Annotated in this window: 4 protein-coding genes; 1 reads left to right on the top strand and 3 read right to left on the bottom strand. The window is 41.0% G+C overall.

The window, feature by feature from the left end; translation table 11 throughout:
• Positions 1-249: 249 nt before the first annotated feature.
• Both H6G57_RS14585 and H6G57_RS14580 read right to left on the bottom strand, forming a co-directional pair.
• Positions 250-2,781, bottom strand: coding sequence for an S-layer family protein (locus H6G57_RS14585; RefSeq protein ID WP_190519704.1), 2,532 nt, complete (start codon positions 2,779-2,781; stop codon positions 250-252).
• A gap of 469 nt (positions 2,782-3,250) precedes the next feature.
• Positions 3,251-10,645 carry a pre-peptidase C-terminal domain-containing protein gene (locus tag H6G57_RS14580; protein ID WP_190519702.1) on the bottom strand — a complete coding sequence of 2,465 codons (7,395 nt, stop codon included), beginning with the start codon at positions 10,643-10,645 and terminating at the stop codon, positions 3,251-3,253.
• Between the two features lie 474 nt (positions 10,646-11,119).
• On the opposite strand from H6G57_RS14580, the gene H6G57_RS14575 reads away from it, so the two are divergent.
• On the top strand, positions 11,120-16,048 hold the full coding sequence (locus H6G57_RS14575) for a glycosyltransferase (RefSeq protein WP_190519700.1): 4,929 nt from the start codon (positions 11,120-11,122) through the stop codon (positions 16,046-16,048).
• 80 nt (positions 16,049-16,128) lie between these two features.
• Here H6G57_RS14575 and adhE read toward each other — a convergent pair whose 3' ends face one another.
• Complete coding sequence (adhE, locus tag H6G57_RS14570) at positions 16,129-18,798, bottom strand: bifunctional acetaldehyde-CoA/alcohol dehydrogenase (RefSeq protein ID WP_190519698.1); 2,670 nt, start codon at positions 18,796-18,798, stop codon at positions 16,129-16,131.
• Positions 18,799-18,978 lie beyond the last annotated feature (180 nt).

Genomic DNA, 18,978 nt, shown 5'->3' with positions numbered 1-18,978 from the left:
ATTCTTACTGTTCCCTGTTCCCTGTTCCCTGTTCCCTCTTCAAGTAGCGCTATAGTTAGTCTAAATCAGTTGTAGAAATGACTTAAAATCCAATTCATCTCCTGGGGCGAGATGTGCCAAAAGTCCGTCAACTTAACGCCAAAAAGCCCTGATTACAGCTTTGATCAGATCCCCTTAACCCTAGAGACGTTGCATGCAACGTCTCTACAGGGGGGATTTATTTGTAGCTCCCCCAAACCTCCTCAAAAGCTAAACAAATTGGAAGAAGTTGCTAGTGGTTAAACTTGTTTGTGACATCAATACTCCTTCAATCACACCAATATATTGCTGATTTCCTTGATCATCAATACGGATGATTCCGGTGCCAACACCCGTACCTGCGGGTGCATCGGTCAAACGATAGTTATCTGCACTTCCTGTGAGTTGAATCACATCTTCATTGGGGGTGAAGTCTGAAATCAGAGTGTAACCCAAGTCAGTTAGACCATAGAGAACATCATCTCCCTTATCTCCTAATACCAGGTCACTGCCACTTTCGCCTGTCAGGGTATCATCGTCTTGACCGCCATAGAGAGTATCAAGACCCTCTCCACCAAAGACCAAATCACTATTTTTATTGCCATAGAGGAGTTCATCACTACTACTACCAACGAGGGTGTCGTTATCCACACCTCCAAACAGTTCATCTCCGCCTCCTTCTCCATTCAGGAAGTCATTACCTTTGAAACCCAGCAAGGTTTCATTCCCACTACTGCCGATAATCACATCATCATTGTCAGTCCCAAAGAGTTGATTGGGTTGATCTTCGGTAAAGTCTGTAGGTGAAGGAATGGAGGGTTTGGTTAGGGGAGTACCTGTCAGGACAAATGTATCTGCACCTTCTCCACCCTGCAAGGTATCGATTTCGTCGGTATTCAGGGTTATTTCAGACGTAACATTGGTATTAGTAACCTGAACATCCGTGGCATTTTTGCCCTTATAGTTAGCATCGGTACTAACAGCAGGTTGCAGTTCAATGGTATAAGCTTGATCCCCATCAACAGTATTATCCGCTACACCTGTCACCGTAACGGTTTGGGCTGTATTCCAGTTAGCAGCAGTAAAGACTAAACTGGCAGGAGAGGCTGTTCCTTCTGCGGTGTTAGAGCTAACTACTGGAATGGTGACATTTGCCGTCGGTTGAGAATCTAATTTCACCGTAAAGGTAGCTGTTGTACCGGATTCACTGGTGGTTAATCCGGTGGTGGGACTGACGGTAATTCCGGCTGAAGGCCCAACATTAATAGGAACATCAACGTTAGTATTTGTAACAGAGACATCCGTGGCATCTTTGCCACTATAGTTGGTATCGGTACTGGTAGCAGCTTGCAGTTGAATTGTATAGGCTTGATTTGCATCAACGATACCATCGGCTACACCTGTCACCGTAACGGTTTGGGCGGTATTCCAGTTCGCTGAGGTAAAGGTTAAGCTGGCAGGAGCGGCTGTTCCTTCTGCGGTGTTGGAACTCACGACCGGAATGGTGACATCGGCTGTGGGTTGAGAATCTAATTTGACTGTAAAGGTAGCTGTTTTACCAAATTCATCGGTAGTTAATCCGGTGGTAGGGGCTACGGTAATTCCGGCAACATCAACGTTAGTATTCGTAACAGAGACATCCGTTGCATCTTTCCCGTTATAGTTAGCATCGGTACTGGTAGCAGCTTGTAGTTGAATTGTATAAGCTTGATCTGCATCAACAATATTATCGGCTACACCTGTTACTGTAACGGTTTGGGCTGTATTCCAGTTAGCTGAGGTAAAGACTAAGCTTTCTGGGGCTACAGTTCCTTCTGCGGTGTTGGAGCTAACTACCGGAATGGTGACATCTGCCGTGGGTTGAGTGTCTAACTTCACCGTAAAGGTAGCTGTTTTACCTGTTTCATCGGTAGTTAATCCGGTGGTAGGGGCTACGGTAATTCCGGCAACATCAACGTTAGTATTCGTAACAGAGACATCCGTTGCATCTTTCCCGTTATAGTTAGCATCGGTACTGGTAGCAGCTTGTAGTTGAATTGTATAAGCTTGATCTGCATCAACAATATTATCGGCTACACCTGTTACTGTAACGGTTTGGGCAGTATCCCAGTTAGCAGCCGTAAAGACTAAGCTCGTAGGAGTGGCTGTTCCTTCTGCGGTGTTGGAACTCACGACCGGAATGGTGACATCTGCCGTGGGTTGAGTGTCTAATTTCACCGTAAAGGTAGCTGTTTTACCTGTTTCATCGGTAGTTAATCCGGTGGTGGGGGCTACGGTAATTCCCGCAGGAGTAGCTTGGGTGAGAGTAACATTAAGAGGTGATGGTATCGGAGATGTAAATCCATTACCTGAGTCTGGTTTTGGGGTGAAGTTAATTATTGTTCCATCAAAAATATCTGTGGCTTGAAATGCAATGCCAAATAAATTAACTGGATAGGTAACAGTATTAACAGGCCAGTTATTATCGACAGCAGCCCAACCAAAGATTAATTGTTGATTCGTATTGGGGTCGTTATCGGTATTGGCTGTATCAAGTTGCGGTACGAAAAAACCTGCCAAGTTTGTATTTTTATCTAGATCGGGGTTAAAATTAGGCTCACCCACCAAAGTCAGTTCTCGATCATCATAATAAAGACTCACACCAAACTTGTCAGCATTTTGTTTACTACCATCAGAAGTTTGATAGGTAACATCAAAGCTTATATTTTGCCCGGGAGATGTTGTTAAAGAAGTTGGGTTTGGACTAACGATTTGTTCTACCATTTACTAATTCCTCAAATTCGCTGAAAAGCAAAATTACAGCATAAGTAATCAACGGATGTAATATTTTCTTTTTCTCTTTATTTTTTATTAAGGCTTAAAGAAATATTACACATCCTATTGATTAATATACACTTTATTGATTCAAAATCTGAATAAAAAGTTCCAATAAAATATAAATTTTTTTGAAGTAATTAATAGGATTGTAAAGTGATTAAATTTAAAACAATAATTACCCTCTAAGTTTTATTCTTTCTAAACAAACAAATCGAGAGGATAGAATTTCACTGATAATTAAGAAACGGTTAAAGCGGTCGCATGAGTTTTCATCTTTTATAAAAATCCTTCTATTCAAGATCAATGATAGATCGGGGATAGAAAAACCCAACTCAAAGATTTTATAGTTCTTAGATGTCGTTTCTAATTTCCCGATCTACCGTTAATCTTGATCACTTCGGCAGTTCAGAGATTGCTAAATCCCCGTACTGTTCAAACCCGTTTGATCAGTGAAGAAAATGTCGAGGAATTCCTTAACTTCCTGACCTGTTTTGCGAGTCGCATTTTGGCCAATATAGGTGGCTAGTTGGTTGTAGAAGCCAGTACTATTTAGGTCAATTCCCAACTCTGGTGCAAACAGATACTTGAGTACAATCTTGCCATCACTGGAGATGTTAGCCTTACCATCCCCATCAACGTCAAGATAGGGAGCAGCTTCCAGATACTTAGTAATCTGATCACCATAGGTACGATCTCCTTTGCTCAGGTTAGTCAGTTGGTCGGAGAATTGCTGATTATTTAGGTCAATTCCCAACTCTGGTGCAAACAGATACTTGAGTAAAATCTTGCCATCACTGGAGATGTTAGCCTCACCATTCCCATCAATATCCAACTCCCGACGCAGAACAGTCAATTCATAATTGGAAGTGCTAGCGGTTGTGGATTCTTCATTGCGGAAGACTTTGACGAAGATGTTGTTCTGAACGATTTCACCTGTTACCTCATCTTTTTTGTTTGCTGAGTCACTAGAGAAACTGATAGTTTCATAATCCCGATCAGTGGTTTTGGACTCATCAACACGATATTGATCCAGGTCTTCAGGTTTGATCTTCGATAAATCCAGATCTTCAGGGATCATGTACATTTCCAGATCCAGATTGCTTTCGGTTTTATCGAATTTAACGGTAACACCATTAGCTGCCAGTTCCGAGATCCGTTCTGGACTAATCTTGTACCAGTCTACATCGCCCTCAGTCAAAGACACCGTAGAAATCTTCCAAGAATCAGTGACATTGGATAAGTTCGCTAAATCGCTGGCTTTAGCAGGAGTGTTATTATCGCCACTACCTTCGAGAGCATCTTTCACTTTAAGTGTAGATGCAGGAGGCGTTCCTGGAGGAGCGGGTTCTTCAGGGACAGTCGGATCTACCGGTGCCGCAGCAGGTTCATCCGGTGCATGAACCGTCAGACTGTATTCAGGGTTAAACGCATCAGTGGGAGAACCATTAACGGAGACTTTCACATAGTAGGTTCCCGCCTCCTGATCTTTCAAACTCACTTCTGGGTTAGCGGGATCGGTCGAGGAAGCTACCTTCGAACCCAAACTGCCATCTTCTTTAGTTTTGAACAGTTCCAATTTCAGGTTTTCTACCGTCGATTCTAAGAAGACTTTGTTCGCGTCTGTTCCCTTATCTGCAATCTCAAACCGATAGTAGTCAACGTCGGATTTGCGTTTATCGGAATTTTCGGGATCTGCGGGATCGGGTTTATAGAGATTATCGAGAGTCAGGTCAGTTAACGCACGGGCTTCGCCCACCACCAGACCGAGATCAAAGGCAGTGCTAGAAGAATCGTTATTTTGGTTACTGAGAACATTGCCACTGACATCGCAAGTTTCTGCATAGTCGGCAGAAATCCGTAAACTCCGGTCAGCCGCACGGGTGCGATCGCTAGTCAAACCAGCTAAGAAGTCTTCCCACTTGGAGTCAGCCACAAAGCTGTAGTTTTCGGCTTTGTAAGTATCTTTATCGTAAGATCCGGTAATCGGAGGCAGATAAATACTCAAACCAGAAGCACCCGCTAAGTCCACTTGGTCAATCACGGCTTGTTCCAACGTTTCAGACACAGCCCGAGCCTTGTCAGCAATGGTTTCTGTAACGCCTGAGTTGGCAATGGCATCCATGAAACTTCCTAAGTCTCGTTGCTCAGGAATAGCAAATTCCGTCGCGGAAGAGCGGGCCTGAACAATTTCCTTCCAATCGTCCTCAGAGGCATTCGCCAGAACTTCATCCACAAACTCATCTAAAGCCGTTTTCACGTCGCCGACGGTTTTTTTGCCGTTATCAGTCTGTGTCCGAACTGCTGAGAGGGTTTGCAGACCTCCCTCTGAATAATCTTGATAAGACGCTTCATAGGAGTCAATGATGGCATTGCTCATTTGGTCGGTATCCAAACGACCGTCAGCGTTTGCCAATTGATTCAACCATCCGGTATAGTCCCATCCTTGGGCGGGTTCAGTTTCTTGGGAGGCGACGACAACTTTTGTTGCATCTTTGAGTTCGTAGGCTTGTTCGGTGACACCCATCAAACCCGCATCAAAACCAACCAGTTCAAGTTGAGATCCTAAACCAGCGTCTTTAATCGCTTGACTGACTTCTTTAACGGACAAATTCGCATAGCCACTGGTTTCGTCCCAAGCCACACCACTCAGACCCCGACCATGATCCCAAACCACCACCGCGTATTTATCTGCCGCGTAGTTTTCTTGACCCCATTTAATAAAGTCGGTTAAGGTTTGAGGATCTCCGCTATTGAGTTCTGGATTGGCTTCATCCACAGCCGTCAGCTTACTGGAAACAACAGAAGTATTGGAGTCCCGTTGAATCGCACCCCGTTTGGTATCTCCGTTTTCGATACCATCATATTGAACCACCACATTCACGTTATCGGGCAGATCAACCGCTTCCATTTCGTTGATATCGATCAACCCTTCTTCCGAGAGGTAGTTATCCGCCGCCATGTAGACCATCACTGTCCATTCATCGGGGGTAACGGGAGCTTCATCCGGGGCGTTCAATCCTAACTCATAGTTGCCGGGGGTACTTCCAGACACCTTGGCGTAGTAGCTGGTTGTTCCATCTCCGAGTTGGTCTAAGGAAATGCTTTGGAAACCTGCTTTCTCGTCGTCGGTTGCTCCGGTTTGGAGTTTATTATTGTCTTTGTCATACAATTCCAAAGTTAACGGAGTGGCTGGGTCGTAGTTGATAAAGATTTGATTGTCTTTAGTACCTACGGCTTTCGGTGTGAACTCAAACCAATCTTCGTCAGTGGTCGTATGCAGACTCAAACCTGTTGTGGTTGAGACCAACTCTCGCAGTTCCGTCGCCGTTGGCAGACTATTATTGACTTCAAAGCGATCGGCTGCAATGCCCACCTGAGATTGATTTCCTCCCGCACTGGAAGTAATATTGATGTTGTATTCGGGACTGGTGGAATCATTACCAAAGACTCTGACATAGTAGGTTTTGTCTTTTTCGGCTTTAAAAGACACCTGTTCTTGACTGTTACTGGTTTTCGATGCCGCCACTAACGTTTGGGTATCGTCATAAATTTCCAGGTCAACGTCCCCTAAGTCTTGGTTAAAGTCAACGGCCAGATTCAGGGTTTCGGTCTTGGCTGCTTTGAACTGGAAGAAATCTTGGTCGTCGGTTTTATGCAGGGTCAGACCCGATACGGCAAAGTTTTGCTCCAGAGTACCGACTTGTTTACGATTCAGGAAGTCTTTGGCAGTCTCAAAGGTTTCATTTTCTTCGTATTGATCGGCTTCAATGGTGGTGTTTTGGGTACTGTTGGTTTTCGGGATCGGTGCGGTAATCTCCAGATCGTAGACTGGGTTTGTGGCATCTTTATAACCAAACACTTTCACCAGATAATCTCCGGCGGAAAGTCCATTCAGATCAATAACTTCTTGATTTCCCGCTCCAGCGGATTCCCGCAGGATATTACCCTCAGCATTATAAAGTTGCAGATCCAGATCTCCGTCTGCGTTATTAAAGGCGATCGCAACTTGATTGCCCACTTGACCTTGTTCTGGCAAAGTAAACTTGAACCAATCTTGATCAGGGGGGGGTGGGAGTGTTGGATCAACGGCAACGTCTTCCGGTGTAATCTTCAGACCTTGAATGCCATAGGTTGGGGTAGAGCCAAGTTGACGGATAATAGTCGTTGGAACAGGTTTAGCCTCCCCAAAGGTTTCATTCGGTTCATAGGTTTCAGTGCTGCTTTGATCTGGCTTCGTTGGTTTACCCTCAACAGGAGCAGTAACGTTCAGGGTATATTGATTACTGGATTTTCCGTAACCATAGACTTTGGCATAATATTCTCCGGCTGCTAAACCCGATAAAGAAATTGTTTCTGAATTTTCTATGCCCTCTGAAATACTAATGGTTTTTCCATCCTTATCCAGCAGTTCTAAATCCAGATCTCCATCTTTCTTGGATGCAAAAGCAATGGAAACTTGGTCGTTAATGCCGCCTTTGGCATTGGTTGTAAACTTAAACCAATCTTCATTTTCAGCAACAATTTGTAACCCAGGTAAAGCAACCGTTTTGTTGACAAATTCTTTGGCTAAATCAGTTGCACCTGCTTGATTATCATTGGGTTCAAATTTATCGTCTCCACTGTTACTGGTGTTACTGGAACTAGAGGTAATGGTCTGAGCTTGAATAGACAGGCTATAGGTATTCTCGGCAGTTCCATAACCCGAAACTTTAGCAAAGTAGGTTCCGCCCGCTAAGTCATCCAAGTTAATACTTTCACCATTCCCAACTCCGTTAGAACTTTGAACGATGTTTCCAGCAGCATCCAGCAGTTCCAAATCTAGGTCGCCATCTTTGTGAGTAAAATTAATACTCAAATTGCTACCCGGTAAGCGATTGGCTACATCTGGCAGGACAAACTTGAAGTAATCCGGGTCATTGGCTTTAATAACTAGATTGTCCAGGTTGGCTTGACCATTGGTTTCTAACTTCACTTCAGAAGCAGTTTGTTGAGTATCATTTTCTTCCAAGCGATCATCACCAGAGATCGGTGTTGTTGTGGAACTAGAAGCACCTAATCCTGTAACCGTTAAGTTGTAGTTGGGGTTACTGGCTCCTCCATACCCAAACACTCGAGCCTTGTAGGTTCCCGCCGCCAGTCCTTCTAAGCTGATGCTTTCTTGGTTCCCAACCGTTGCTGAACTTCCTACTGGCTGACCATCAGAGTCATACAGTTCTAAGTCCAGATCTCCTTGATTGTGTTGGAAACTAATACTTAAAGCGCTATCAGCTTCTAAGCTATTAGGAACCTCAAACTGGAAGTAGTCATCATCACCGGATTTAATTATCAAGTTCTGTTGATTGATCACTCCATTGACCGGAGCCAGGGGAGTCGCACCATTCAGAGAATCATTTTGTTCAAAGGGATCATCATCTTGGCTATTGGCACCAGGAACAGTGGAGGGTTCATCGGTTACAAAGTTAACGTTCAGGGTGTAACCACTGGCTTTACCATTCCACATGGAGACACGAGCATAGTATTCTCCGGGGGTTAGACTACTAATATCAATGCTTTCGCCATTATTCGATGACCAGGAACCATCAATGAGTTGTTGATTGGCATCGTAAAGTTCTAAGTCTAAGTCAGCAACGGCATTGGTAAAGGCGATACTCAGTTCGCTACCCGCTTTGACCTTATCAGGAACGGTAAACTTGAAGTAGTCATCATCACCCGATTTGCTAACTAGCTGACTCAAAGGAATATTTTTACCATCGTTTTTCAGATCCTTAGCAGCGTCGATAAAATCATTCTCTTCAAAGTGATCGTCCTCAATGCTAGAAGGCTGATCTGGGGTGGTAGTAGTTTTCGGGGGTGCGTTCAGCGTTAGGCTGTAGTTAGAGTTGGTGGCTTGGTTCCAGCCATAGACTTCAGCGTAGTAAGTTCCTCCAGCTAGGCTATCTAAATTAATGGTTTCAGTGTTATTGGAGGTTTCTGAAGAAGCGATTTGTACTTTGTTGGCATTGTAAAGTTTTAGGTCTAAGTCACCTTGGGAGTTCTGTAAATTAATACCTAGGCTACTTCCTACCAACCGCTCCCCTTGAGCAGGCAGTTCAAACTTAAACCAATCTTTATCAGTGTTGTTGTGAATACTCAGATTGGTTTCGTTAACCACACCACTCGTCGGTAAGGTCAGTGTAGTAGCATTAGCTTGATCATTATTGTAGGGTGAAGACTTATCGTATTTATCGGGAGGAATCGTCGTAGGTTTAGTCCCACCACCGGAACCAGAAGTTTGTCCCAGTCCATCAACGGTTAGTTTGTAGGTGCTGTCATTTTGTCCTGACACCTCGACATAGTAAGTTCCGGCTGATAAGAAGGATAGGGCAACCGCCTCCTGATCCGTATACCAATTGTAGGAGCTATTGATCAGATAACCGTCTTGGTTGTACAGCGACAAATTCAGGTCGCCAGACAGAGATGGAAAATCTAGGCGAACTTGATTCCCTGGAGCCGGAGCGTTATTTAAGGTGAACTTGAACCAGTCTGAATAATCATTATCTGTGATTAAATTCTCTGTGACTGATTGGGTTAAAACACCGGCTGTATCGAAGCTGTTATTGCTGGGATATTGATCTGGTAGTGCAGCTTCGGGTTTATAGAGACTGATGCTGTAGTTTGAGTTACCACTACCTGTCCAACCATAGTTTTCTTCATTGCTACCATAGACTTTAATGGAGTAGGTTCCGGCTGTGAATGTACTTATGTCAACATTTTCGTAACCGTAATTCCAGGTTTTACCTGACTGCACGACAGTGCCACTCTGATTTAAAATCTCAAAGTTGAGATCTTCTTCATAACTGTTGAAAGACAGGTATAAGTAGCTTCCGCTTTGAAGATTATTTCCTACAGTAAATTTGAACCAGTCTTCTTCGCCAGCAGTAATGGCTAGATTAGATTGGTAGCAATAACTCGTACTATTATCGATGGATAAATTCCATGCTGTGCTTTGGCTTGAATTGTACAAACCATCATTAGTGATAGTAGTCGAGCCGTACCAGTATGGATCTATGTAGTATGGATCTATGTAGTATGGATCGTAGTAACTGGTATAATAGTACGGGTCGTTGTAGGTGTTGTAGCTGGTGTAGGTGTTGTAGCTGTTGTAGGTGTTGTAGGTGTTGTAGCTGTTGTAGGTGTTGTAGGTGTTGTAGCTGTTGTAGGTGTTGTAGCTGTTGTAGCTGTTGTAGGTGTCGTAGTACGAGTAATCGGAATAGCTATAGTCGTAGCTATAGTCGTAGCTATAGTCGTAGCTATAGTCGTAGCTATAGTCGTAGCTATAGTTGTAGGGGTCGTAGTACGAGTAATCGGAATAGCTATAGCTGTAGGGGTCGTAGTACGAGTAATCGGAATAGCTATAGTCGTAGATGTCGTAGTACGAATAATCGGGATAGCTATAGTCATAGCTGTCGTAGTAGGAAGGTGTATTCAAGGTTAGAGTGTAGTTCGAGTTTCCTGCTCCCGTTGAATCTGTAACTTCAACTGTATAAGTTCCACCGTAATCAGAATAGAAAGAGCCATATTCTGAATAACTACCAAGATTATTAGAAGTAGTTTCCACCTCTCCATTCGAGTTGGTTACTGAAAAGTCTAAGTTCCCGCTAGTTTCATCGGAATAGAGAGAGACATCGACATATCCCGTTGATGCTACCTCAAAGGTAAATGTATCGGTATCCCCAGACTGAAGTACCAAGTTAGGGTAGGAGTTCCATCCTTCAGGCCATCCTAAGTACCCAGAAGATTCTAAGCTATCCTCATAATATAGATCAGGCATAATATTTTCGTCCTCAATTATCTAACAAAGGCAAGTCGAGTCTGGGCTATTAGATTTAATAGCCAGCAACATCCCTAACCCAACAAACTATCTAGCGCAACGAAGTTTATTGAGCAGAGAAATATTAAATAGGAATAATGCGTCCTGTTGTGCAGAACGGTTTCAGCAATTTTAGTAGCAGGTCAGTGAGAAATTTGGGGTGGGGGAGGAGGGAACCCTGTGAAAGTCAAAACGAGTAAGGTTTAAGGCTTAAAACAGTTGGAAGATGTATTCAATCTGAAACTAAGTATATCATCTTATTGGGGATGTGCTGTAAAATTTTTCAAGTTTTCTGGCTTTTGAAACAAAATTTAATGAGACTATACATTTCATTAAAGATAGAATTAATAAAGCTAAATTTAAGCCGAAGCCTAAAACTTAAGATTAATTTAAGTTTTACTCTAACAGCAGTAAAATTATTAACACTGACTATCTATGCGAGAATCTGATATTTTGCGTTCCCTCGAACCCCAAATTCCTATCTCTAGTTCTTCCCCAGTCCCAACTTCTCCCCCTAGTACGGAGTTATTAATGCCATCACCAGGAATTGTCACGACTCCCCATACAACGGTATTAGTAATTACGGGAATGCACCGTTCAGGAACGTCCTTAATTGCTACTATTTTGCAAGAAGCTGGTGTCTATTTAGGGGATCAATTAATTGGAGCTAATACGGGTAATATTAGGGGCCATTTTGAGGATGTTGAGTTCGTCCAGTTTCATCAAACCGTATTGCGATCGCAAAACTTAAATATTGAGGGATGGATGATTCAACCCCATAAACAAATCTTACCTGAATATGTAACAGCCGCTAAAACCTTAATCACCCGAAAATCTCAACGAAATCTCTGGGGATGGAAAGATCCACGCACGACATTATTCTTAAACTTTTGGCAAACCTTAATACCCCAAGCTAAGTTTATTTTTGTCTATCGCTCCCCTTGGGAAGTTGTTGATTCTTTGTATCGTCGAGGAACAGATGATTTAATTCAACAAAATCCTCAACTTGCGATTGATTCATGGATTTTATATAATCAAAAAATATTAGAATTTTATCGTAAAAACTCTGCTAAATGTGTATTAATTAATGTTCATTATTTAATTGATAATAACCAGGAGTTTATTAATAAAATCAATAAAGATTTTACCTTAGATTTATCTCATCCAAACTATGATCAAATTATTCAACCTAATTTATTAAAATCTAAATCAATTCCAAACTATAGATCTGAAATTATTAAACAATATTTCCCCAAAGCTTTAGATTTATATTTGGCATTAGAAGCTGAATCTTCCCCTTTAAATACCGAACCTCAGTTATCCTGGTCACAGTGGCAACCTTCCGATCCTCCTCAAGCTTGGATCTGTCAAGATTGGCTAAAAATTAGAAATTTAGAACGGGAAATTGAGGGTTTAAATACTGAATTAAAGCTGAATAAAACTCAACCCATTCCATCAGAAATTATTCCAGTTAAACCCTCTGATTTTGTTAGTTCCCAAAGTCTAAAACCCTATGAAGCTTGGTTAAATGTTAATCAGTGGAATCAAAGAGTCCAGATGTTCTTACATTCTCGGTTAAAAAAGGATATATCAAAGCTTCCTAAACTATCTGTGATTATGCCAGTATATAATCCTTTAGTAGAATATTTAGAAAAAGCGATCGCCAGTGTTACTCAACAAATTTACGTCAATTGGGAACTTTGTATTGCAGATGATGGAAGTACCCATCCAGAAATTCAAAAACGATTAAACCAATGGCAAAAACAAGATTCGCGTATTCGTGTGATATTTCGTCCAGAAAATGGCAATATTAGTCAAGCGAGTAATAGTGCAGCAAGTTTAGCAACCGGAGAATTTTTACTGTTTTTAGATCATGATGATCAACTCACCCTCGATGCTTTAGCAGAAATCGCCTTATATTTAGGGGAACATCCAGAAACAGAGTTTCTTTATTCCGATGATGATAAAATTGATAGTCAAGGTAATCGTTTTGCTCCTCAATTTAAACCAGATTGGTCACCCGAACTGCTTTTATCCTATATGTATATCGGTCATTTGTGGGGAGTGAAACGAGAAATCTTTGAACAATTGGGGGGATTTAGAATTGGATTTGAAGGAGCCCAGGATTATGATTTTGCCTTAAGAGCAACGGAAATTTGTCATCAGATTGCTCATTTACCTTTAATTCTATATCATTGGCGAGCAATTCCCGGTTCAACAGCAAATTCAGCCCTTGCAAAACCCAATAGTTTTAAAGCTTCTATTCAAGCGTTACAAGAAGCTTTTCAACGTCGGGGAATTGCAGGAAGCATTCAACAACCTAACTGGGCAATTCATAAACAAGTCGGAGTTTTTGAGCATCAATTTCCCGATCAAGGGCCATCGGTGACGATTTTAATTCCCACTAAAAATCAAAAACAGTTATTAGAAGCTTGTTTATCTTCCCTGAAGAAAACAACCTATCAAAATTATCAAATAGTGATTATTGATAATGGCAGTGATGATACTAATACCCTTGCTTATTTAGAACAGATTCCCCTGCAAGTGTTAAAAATTGAAACCCCTGATAAAACCTTTAATTTTGCTGCAATTCATAATCAAGCGGTTCAACAGATTCAGAGTGATTATATCCTATTTTTGAATAATGATACTGAGGTAATTTCTCCCCATTGGTTAAGTCAAATGATGGGTTATGCTCAAATCCAAGGAGTTGGTGCTGTTGGAGCAAAATTAGTATTTCCCAATGAAAAAATTCAACACGCTGGAGTTGTTCATGGACTGCATCAAGGATTAGCAGGTCATGGGTTTAAATTAAGACCCAGTAAAGCCAATGGTTACTTAAGTTATATTCAAGTTGTTCGCAATTATTCGGCGGTTAGTGCGGCTTGTTTATTGACACCTCGGAATTTATTTTTAGAGATGGGAGGATTTGATTCAGAACAGTTTGCTGTAGCTTACAATGATGTTGATTATTGCTATCGACTCAGTGAGAAAGGATGGAGAAGTGTTTATTGTCCGACAGCAGAATTAATTCATCATGAAGGTGCAACTAGAGGTTATGAAGATTCACCCCAAGAAGTAGCAGCATTTCGACACTTATACGGAAATAAAGTTGATCCTTATTATAGTCCTCATTTATCCTTAGCGGATGAACATTTTAGAATCCAACCTCGGCGGTTTTTCTTAGGGTCAATGAAAAAACGATTGCGGGTATTAATTGCGAGTCATTTATTGGATTTAACAGGTGCACCTTTACATCAATATGAAATTGCAGTGGAGTTAGCAAAAGCCGGATTGATTGAACCGATTGTATTTTCTTTTCAAGAAGGGTTATTACAAACAGAATATCAAAAACAAGGCATACAGGTAATGATTTGTAAACCCTATCCTTTAGACGTAAAATATGATTTAGATACCTATAATTTGATAATACAAAAATTAAGCCAGCAGTTATCTAAACTCAAGATAGATGTTTTTTATGTTAATACATTGCCTAACTTTTTTTTAGTAGATTGCGCTCAACGATTGGGGATTCCTTGTATTTGGAATATACATGAAAGTGAACCCTTAGAGAGTTATTTTCAAGGATTAAATGAAGAAATCACTCGTCATGCTTTAGAGTGTTTTCGGTTTCCTTATCGTGTTGTTTTTGTTTCTTCCGAAACTCAAAAAAATTATTTAAACCTGAATTATAGTCATAATTTTACCGTGATTTATAATGGGATTAATCGCAGTTCATCCTCAATGATTAATACAACTTGGACGAGGGAAAAAGCTAGAGAATCTTTAAAGATTAAAAAAGATGAAATTGTTTTATTACTATTGGGAACGGTGGGATCTCGAAAAGGGCAAAAAGATTTGCCCTTAGCTTTGGCAAAATTACCTCCAGAATGGCAGAAAAAAGTTAAAATTTTGATGGTTGGCGATCGCCCTAGTTTCTATAGTGATGAATTAAAAACTTTAGTACGGAGTTTACCGATAGTTTTACAGGAAAAAATTAATATTATTCCTGAAACTCCTGATACAGAACGTTATTATAAAGCGGGGGATATCTTTATTTTAACTTCTCGAATTGAAAGTTTCCCCCGTGTGATTTTAGAAGCCATGAATTATGGTTTACCGATTATTGCGACACCTGTTTTTGGGGTCAAAGAACAAGTTAAACAAGGCGTAAATGGGCTATTTTATCCTCCGGGTAATATTGACGCTTTAGCGAAGGTTATTACTCAGTTATTAACGGATGAAAAATTGCGATCGCACCTCGCTCAAAATTCCTTAAAGGTTTTAGATCGCTTTAATAATTTTGAACAAATGGTAGAAAGTTATCGCCAAATTTTACAAGAAGCTTATTTAAGTGGTTCTCCCGTTTCAGATTCTCCTAAAATTTTACCTGAATTTAAAGGTTTGGCTTCTGATATGAAATCCCTAAATGTTGGCTACAAATCGCCGCCTGTAGAGACGTTGCATGCAACGTCTCTACAGGCGGGGTTAGGGGAGAGTATCTGTAGCATCTATAATGGGATGTCATATGAACTTCCCCTAGTTAGTGTTTGTATTCCCACCTATAATGGTGAGAAATATTTAGCAGAGGCGTTATCAAGTGTCGTTGATCAAACCTATCCTCATTTAGAAATTATTATCTCTGATGATAGTTCAACGGATAAAACTTTAGAAATTATTCAATCTTTTCAGAAAAATTGTTCTTTGAAAGTATCCCTATTTCAGCATGAACAATATGGGTTAGCCCAAAATTGGAATTATTGTGTCTCTCAAGCTCACGGGAAATATATTAAATTTTTATTTCAAGATGATTTATTGGAACCCAATTGTCTTGAAGAATTGGTAAATTTAGCGGAAACCGATACAGAAATTGGTCTAGTTTTTTCACCTAGAAATATTATTCTATCTCCAGAAGCAACAGCCAATCAAATCTTGCTGAGAGCTTATTATGGTTATCAAGATTTACATCAAAATTGGTCTAACTTAAAATCAATTCAAACCGGAAAAGATTTATTAACTGATCCTCAGTTACTTCAGAGTCCACTGAATAAAATTGGAGAACCTAGTACCGTTTTGATTAAAAAAGCAGCAATTGAACAACTGGGAGGGTTTGACTCAGAATTTAAACAGTTGTTAGATTTAGATCTCTGGTTAAGACTCATGGGTTGTTATAAAATTGGATTTATCAATCAAAAATTATCCGGTTTTCGTTTACATTCTGATCAACAAACTTTAAAAAATGCTGAGTCAGGTTATTCTGAACTGAGAAAATTTTATCAAAAACTGTATACTCATCCTGATTATTCATTTTTATCAGATGATCTAAAAAATCTAGTAGGGCAGATTTATCAAGGTTATCTGTAGAAATCAGAAATGATCAATAAAATTAACCTGCGATACCAATAGACGGTTGCTAGGCTATCGCAGGTTAAAGCTTAATGTCTTTAACCGCCAATCATCATCGGTTGAGGTTCAAAGTTGGGGAAAATGCGATCGCCATTATAATCAGATGACACTAAAGGACGACCATAATAAGCATCAATTAACAGTTGTTTCAAGTCTTTAATCAACGGATAACGAGGATTTGCCCCGGTACATTGATCATCAAAAGCTTGGTCTGCAACTTCATCTAATTTCGCCATAAATTCCGCTTCGGTTTTATCCGTTAAAACCTCTTGAATGGAAGCCGGAATTCCCACTAACCGTTTTAATTCTTCAATAGCCAGAATTAACCGATCTATTTTTTCATCTTCCGTTTCTCCGCCTAAGCGTAGATAATCGGCAATCCGAGAATAGCGCCATTTGGCATTCGGATATTTATATTGAGAAAAAGTCGCTTGTTTGAAGGGAACATCCGTCGCATTATAACGAATAACATAACTAATTAATAACGCATTCGCTAATCCATGTGGGATGTGGAATGTTCCGCCTAATTGATGGGCTAACGAGTGACAAATCCCTAAAAATCCATTCGCAAATGCCATCCCTGCCATCGTTGCAGCATAGTGCATTTTTTCCCGTGCTTTCGGATCTTTTGCTCCATTTTCATAGGAACTGGGCAGGTATTTAAAGATTAACCGAATCGCTTCTAAAGCTAACCCATTGGTATATTCCGAAGCTAACACCGAAACATAGGATTCGATGGCATGGGTTAAGGCATCAACCCCCCCGAAAGCGGTTAAACTTTTGGGCATATTTAACACTAATTCCGGGTCAATAATTGCCATATTTGGGGTTAAGGCATAGTCCGCTAAGGGATATTTAATATTCGTGCGTCGGTCTGTTACAACAGCAAAGGGTGTGACCTCTGAACCCGTTCCTGATGTGGTGGGAATGGCAACTAAAATTGCTTTTTCTCCTAACGGAGGTAGTTCATAAACCCGTTTCCGAATATCCATAAACCGCATGGCTAACCCTTCAAATTCAATATCCGGGTGTTCATACATTAACCACATAATTTTAGCTGCATCCATCGGAGAACCCCCACCAATGGCAATAATCACATCGGGTTTAAACGTATTCATTAACGCTAATCCCCGTTGTACCGTATCTAAAGAGGGGTCGGGTTCAACATCGTAGAAAACATCATATTTAAGCCCAATTTCTTCTAAAACTTCCTCCAGAGAATTTGTTACCCCGATATCAAATAAGGGTTTATCGGTGACAATAAATGCCCGTTGTTTTCCGGCTAATTCTCGAATGGCAACGGGTAATGATCCATATTTGAAATAAACTTTGGGAGGAATACGAAACCACAGCATATTTTCCCGACGTTCTGCGACGGTTTTAATATTTAATAAATGCCGAGGTTCAACGTTTTCACTAATGGAATTACCGCCCCAAGTGCCACAGCCTAAAGTTAAAGAAGGGTCAAGACGGAAGTTATAAATATCTCCAATTGCCCCTTGAGAGGATGGGGTATTAATTAAAACCCGTGCTGTTTGAACGGTATCTTCAAAGCGTTTAATATGGTCAATATTACTGGGAGAAGTGTAGAGAGCAGCGGTGTGTCCTCGTCCGCCTAACTGTACTAACGTATCGGCTTTAGCAACAGCATCCTCAAAATTTGTTGCCCGATACATGGCTAAAATCGGAGAAAGTTTTTCATGGGAAAAGGGATCAGTTTCGTCAACTTCGATTCCTTCCCCAATAATCACCCGTGTTTCTTCGGGAATTGTAATATCAGCTAAAGCTGCTAATTTCTGCACGGGTTGACCGACAATTTCCCCATTCAAATGTCCGTTAACAAAGATAACATTTTTCATGCGTTCCCGTTCTTCTGGGGTGAGGAAATAAGCGCCGCGCAGGGTAAATTCTTGTTTGACTTCTTCATAAACGGAATCAACTACAATCACCGATTGTTCACTGGCACAAATCATGCCATTATCAAAGGTTTTACTAATAATAATTGAGGAAACAGCCATTTTAATATGGGCGGTATCATCAATTAAAGCGGGGGTATTTCCGGCACCAACACCCAAGGAAGGATTACCGGAAGAATAGGCAGCCCGTACCATTCCGGGGCCTCCGGTGGCTAAAATTAATTTAATATCCGGGTGCTGCATTAAAGCTTGGGACAGGGGAACAGTGGGCTCATCAATCCAACCCATAATATCTTCTGGGGCACCAGCTTCGATGGCAGCATCGAGAACAATTTTAGCGGCGGCGGCGGTACAATGTTTGGCGCGGGGATGAGGAGAAAAAATAATCCCGTTGCGAGTTTTAAGCGCAATTAAGGCTTTAAAAATTGCCGTTGATGTGGGGTTTGTGGTGGGAACAATCCCGGCTAGAATACCAACGGGTTCAGCGATTTTTTGGAATCCAAAGGATTTGTCTTCTTCGATGACTCCACAGGTTTTATCGTGTTTATATTTATTGTAGATAATTTCTGAGGCAAAATGGTTTTTGATGACTTTATCTTCGACTACCCCCATTCCCGTTTCTTCGACCGCCATTTTTGCTAAGGGAATACGGGCAGCATTGGCGGCGAGGGCTGCTTTTTTAAAGATATAGTCTACCTGTTCTTGAGTATAGCTTGCATACTTTTCTTCTGCCACTTTCACCCGTTTTATGAGGGCTTCAAGTTCATCAATGTTTGTGACTTTCTCTATCATTAGTCGTCCCCTTCGGGTTAGATTTAGGTTTTTTTGTCCTGACTTTATATGATAATCGGTTTTATTGATTTTGGAATCTGGAAGTCACAAACTCAACAAAATTTTAATAGAAATTTAAGATTAAAGTGGTGAGTCAAACCGATGAACCTCCAGGGAAAACTCAGCCCTAGAGAGGCGTGC

Source organism: Planktothrix sp. FACHB-1365 (genome assembly GCF_014697575.1).
Lineage (GTDB): Bacteria > Cyanobacteriota > Cyanobacteriia > Cyanobacteriales > Microcoleaceae > Planktothrix.
The sequence above is the reverse complement of the archived record's forward strand: the minus strand, read 5'-3'. Positions and strand labels throughout refer to the sequence as shown.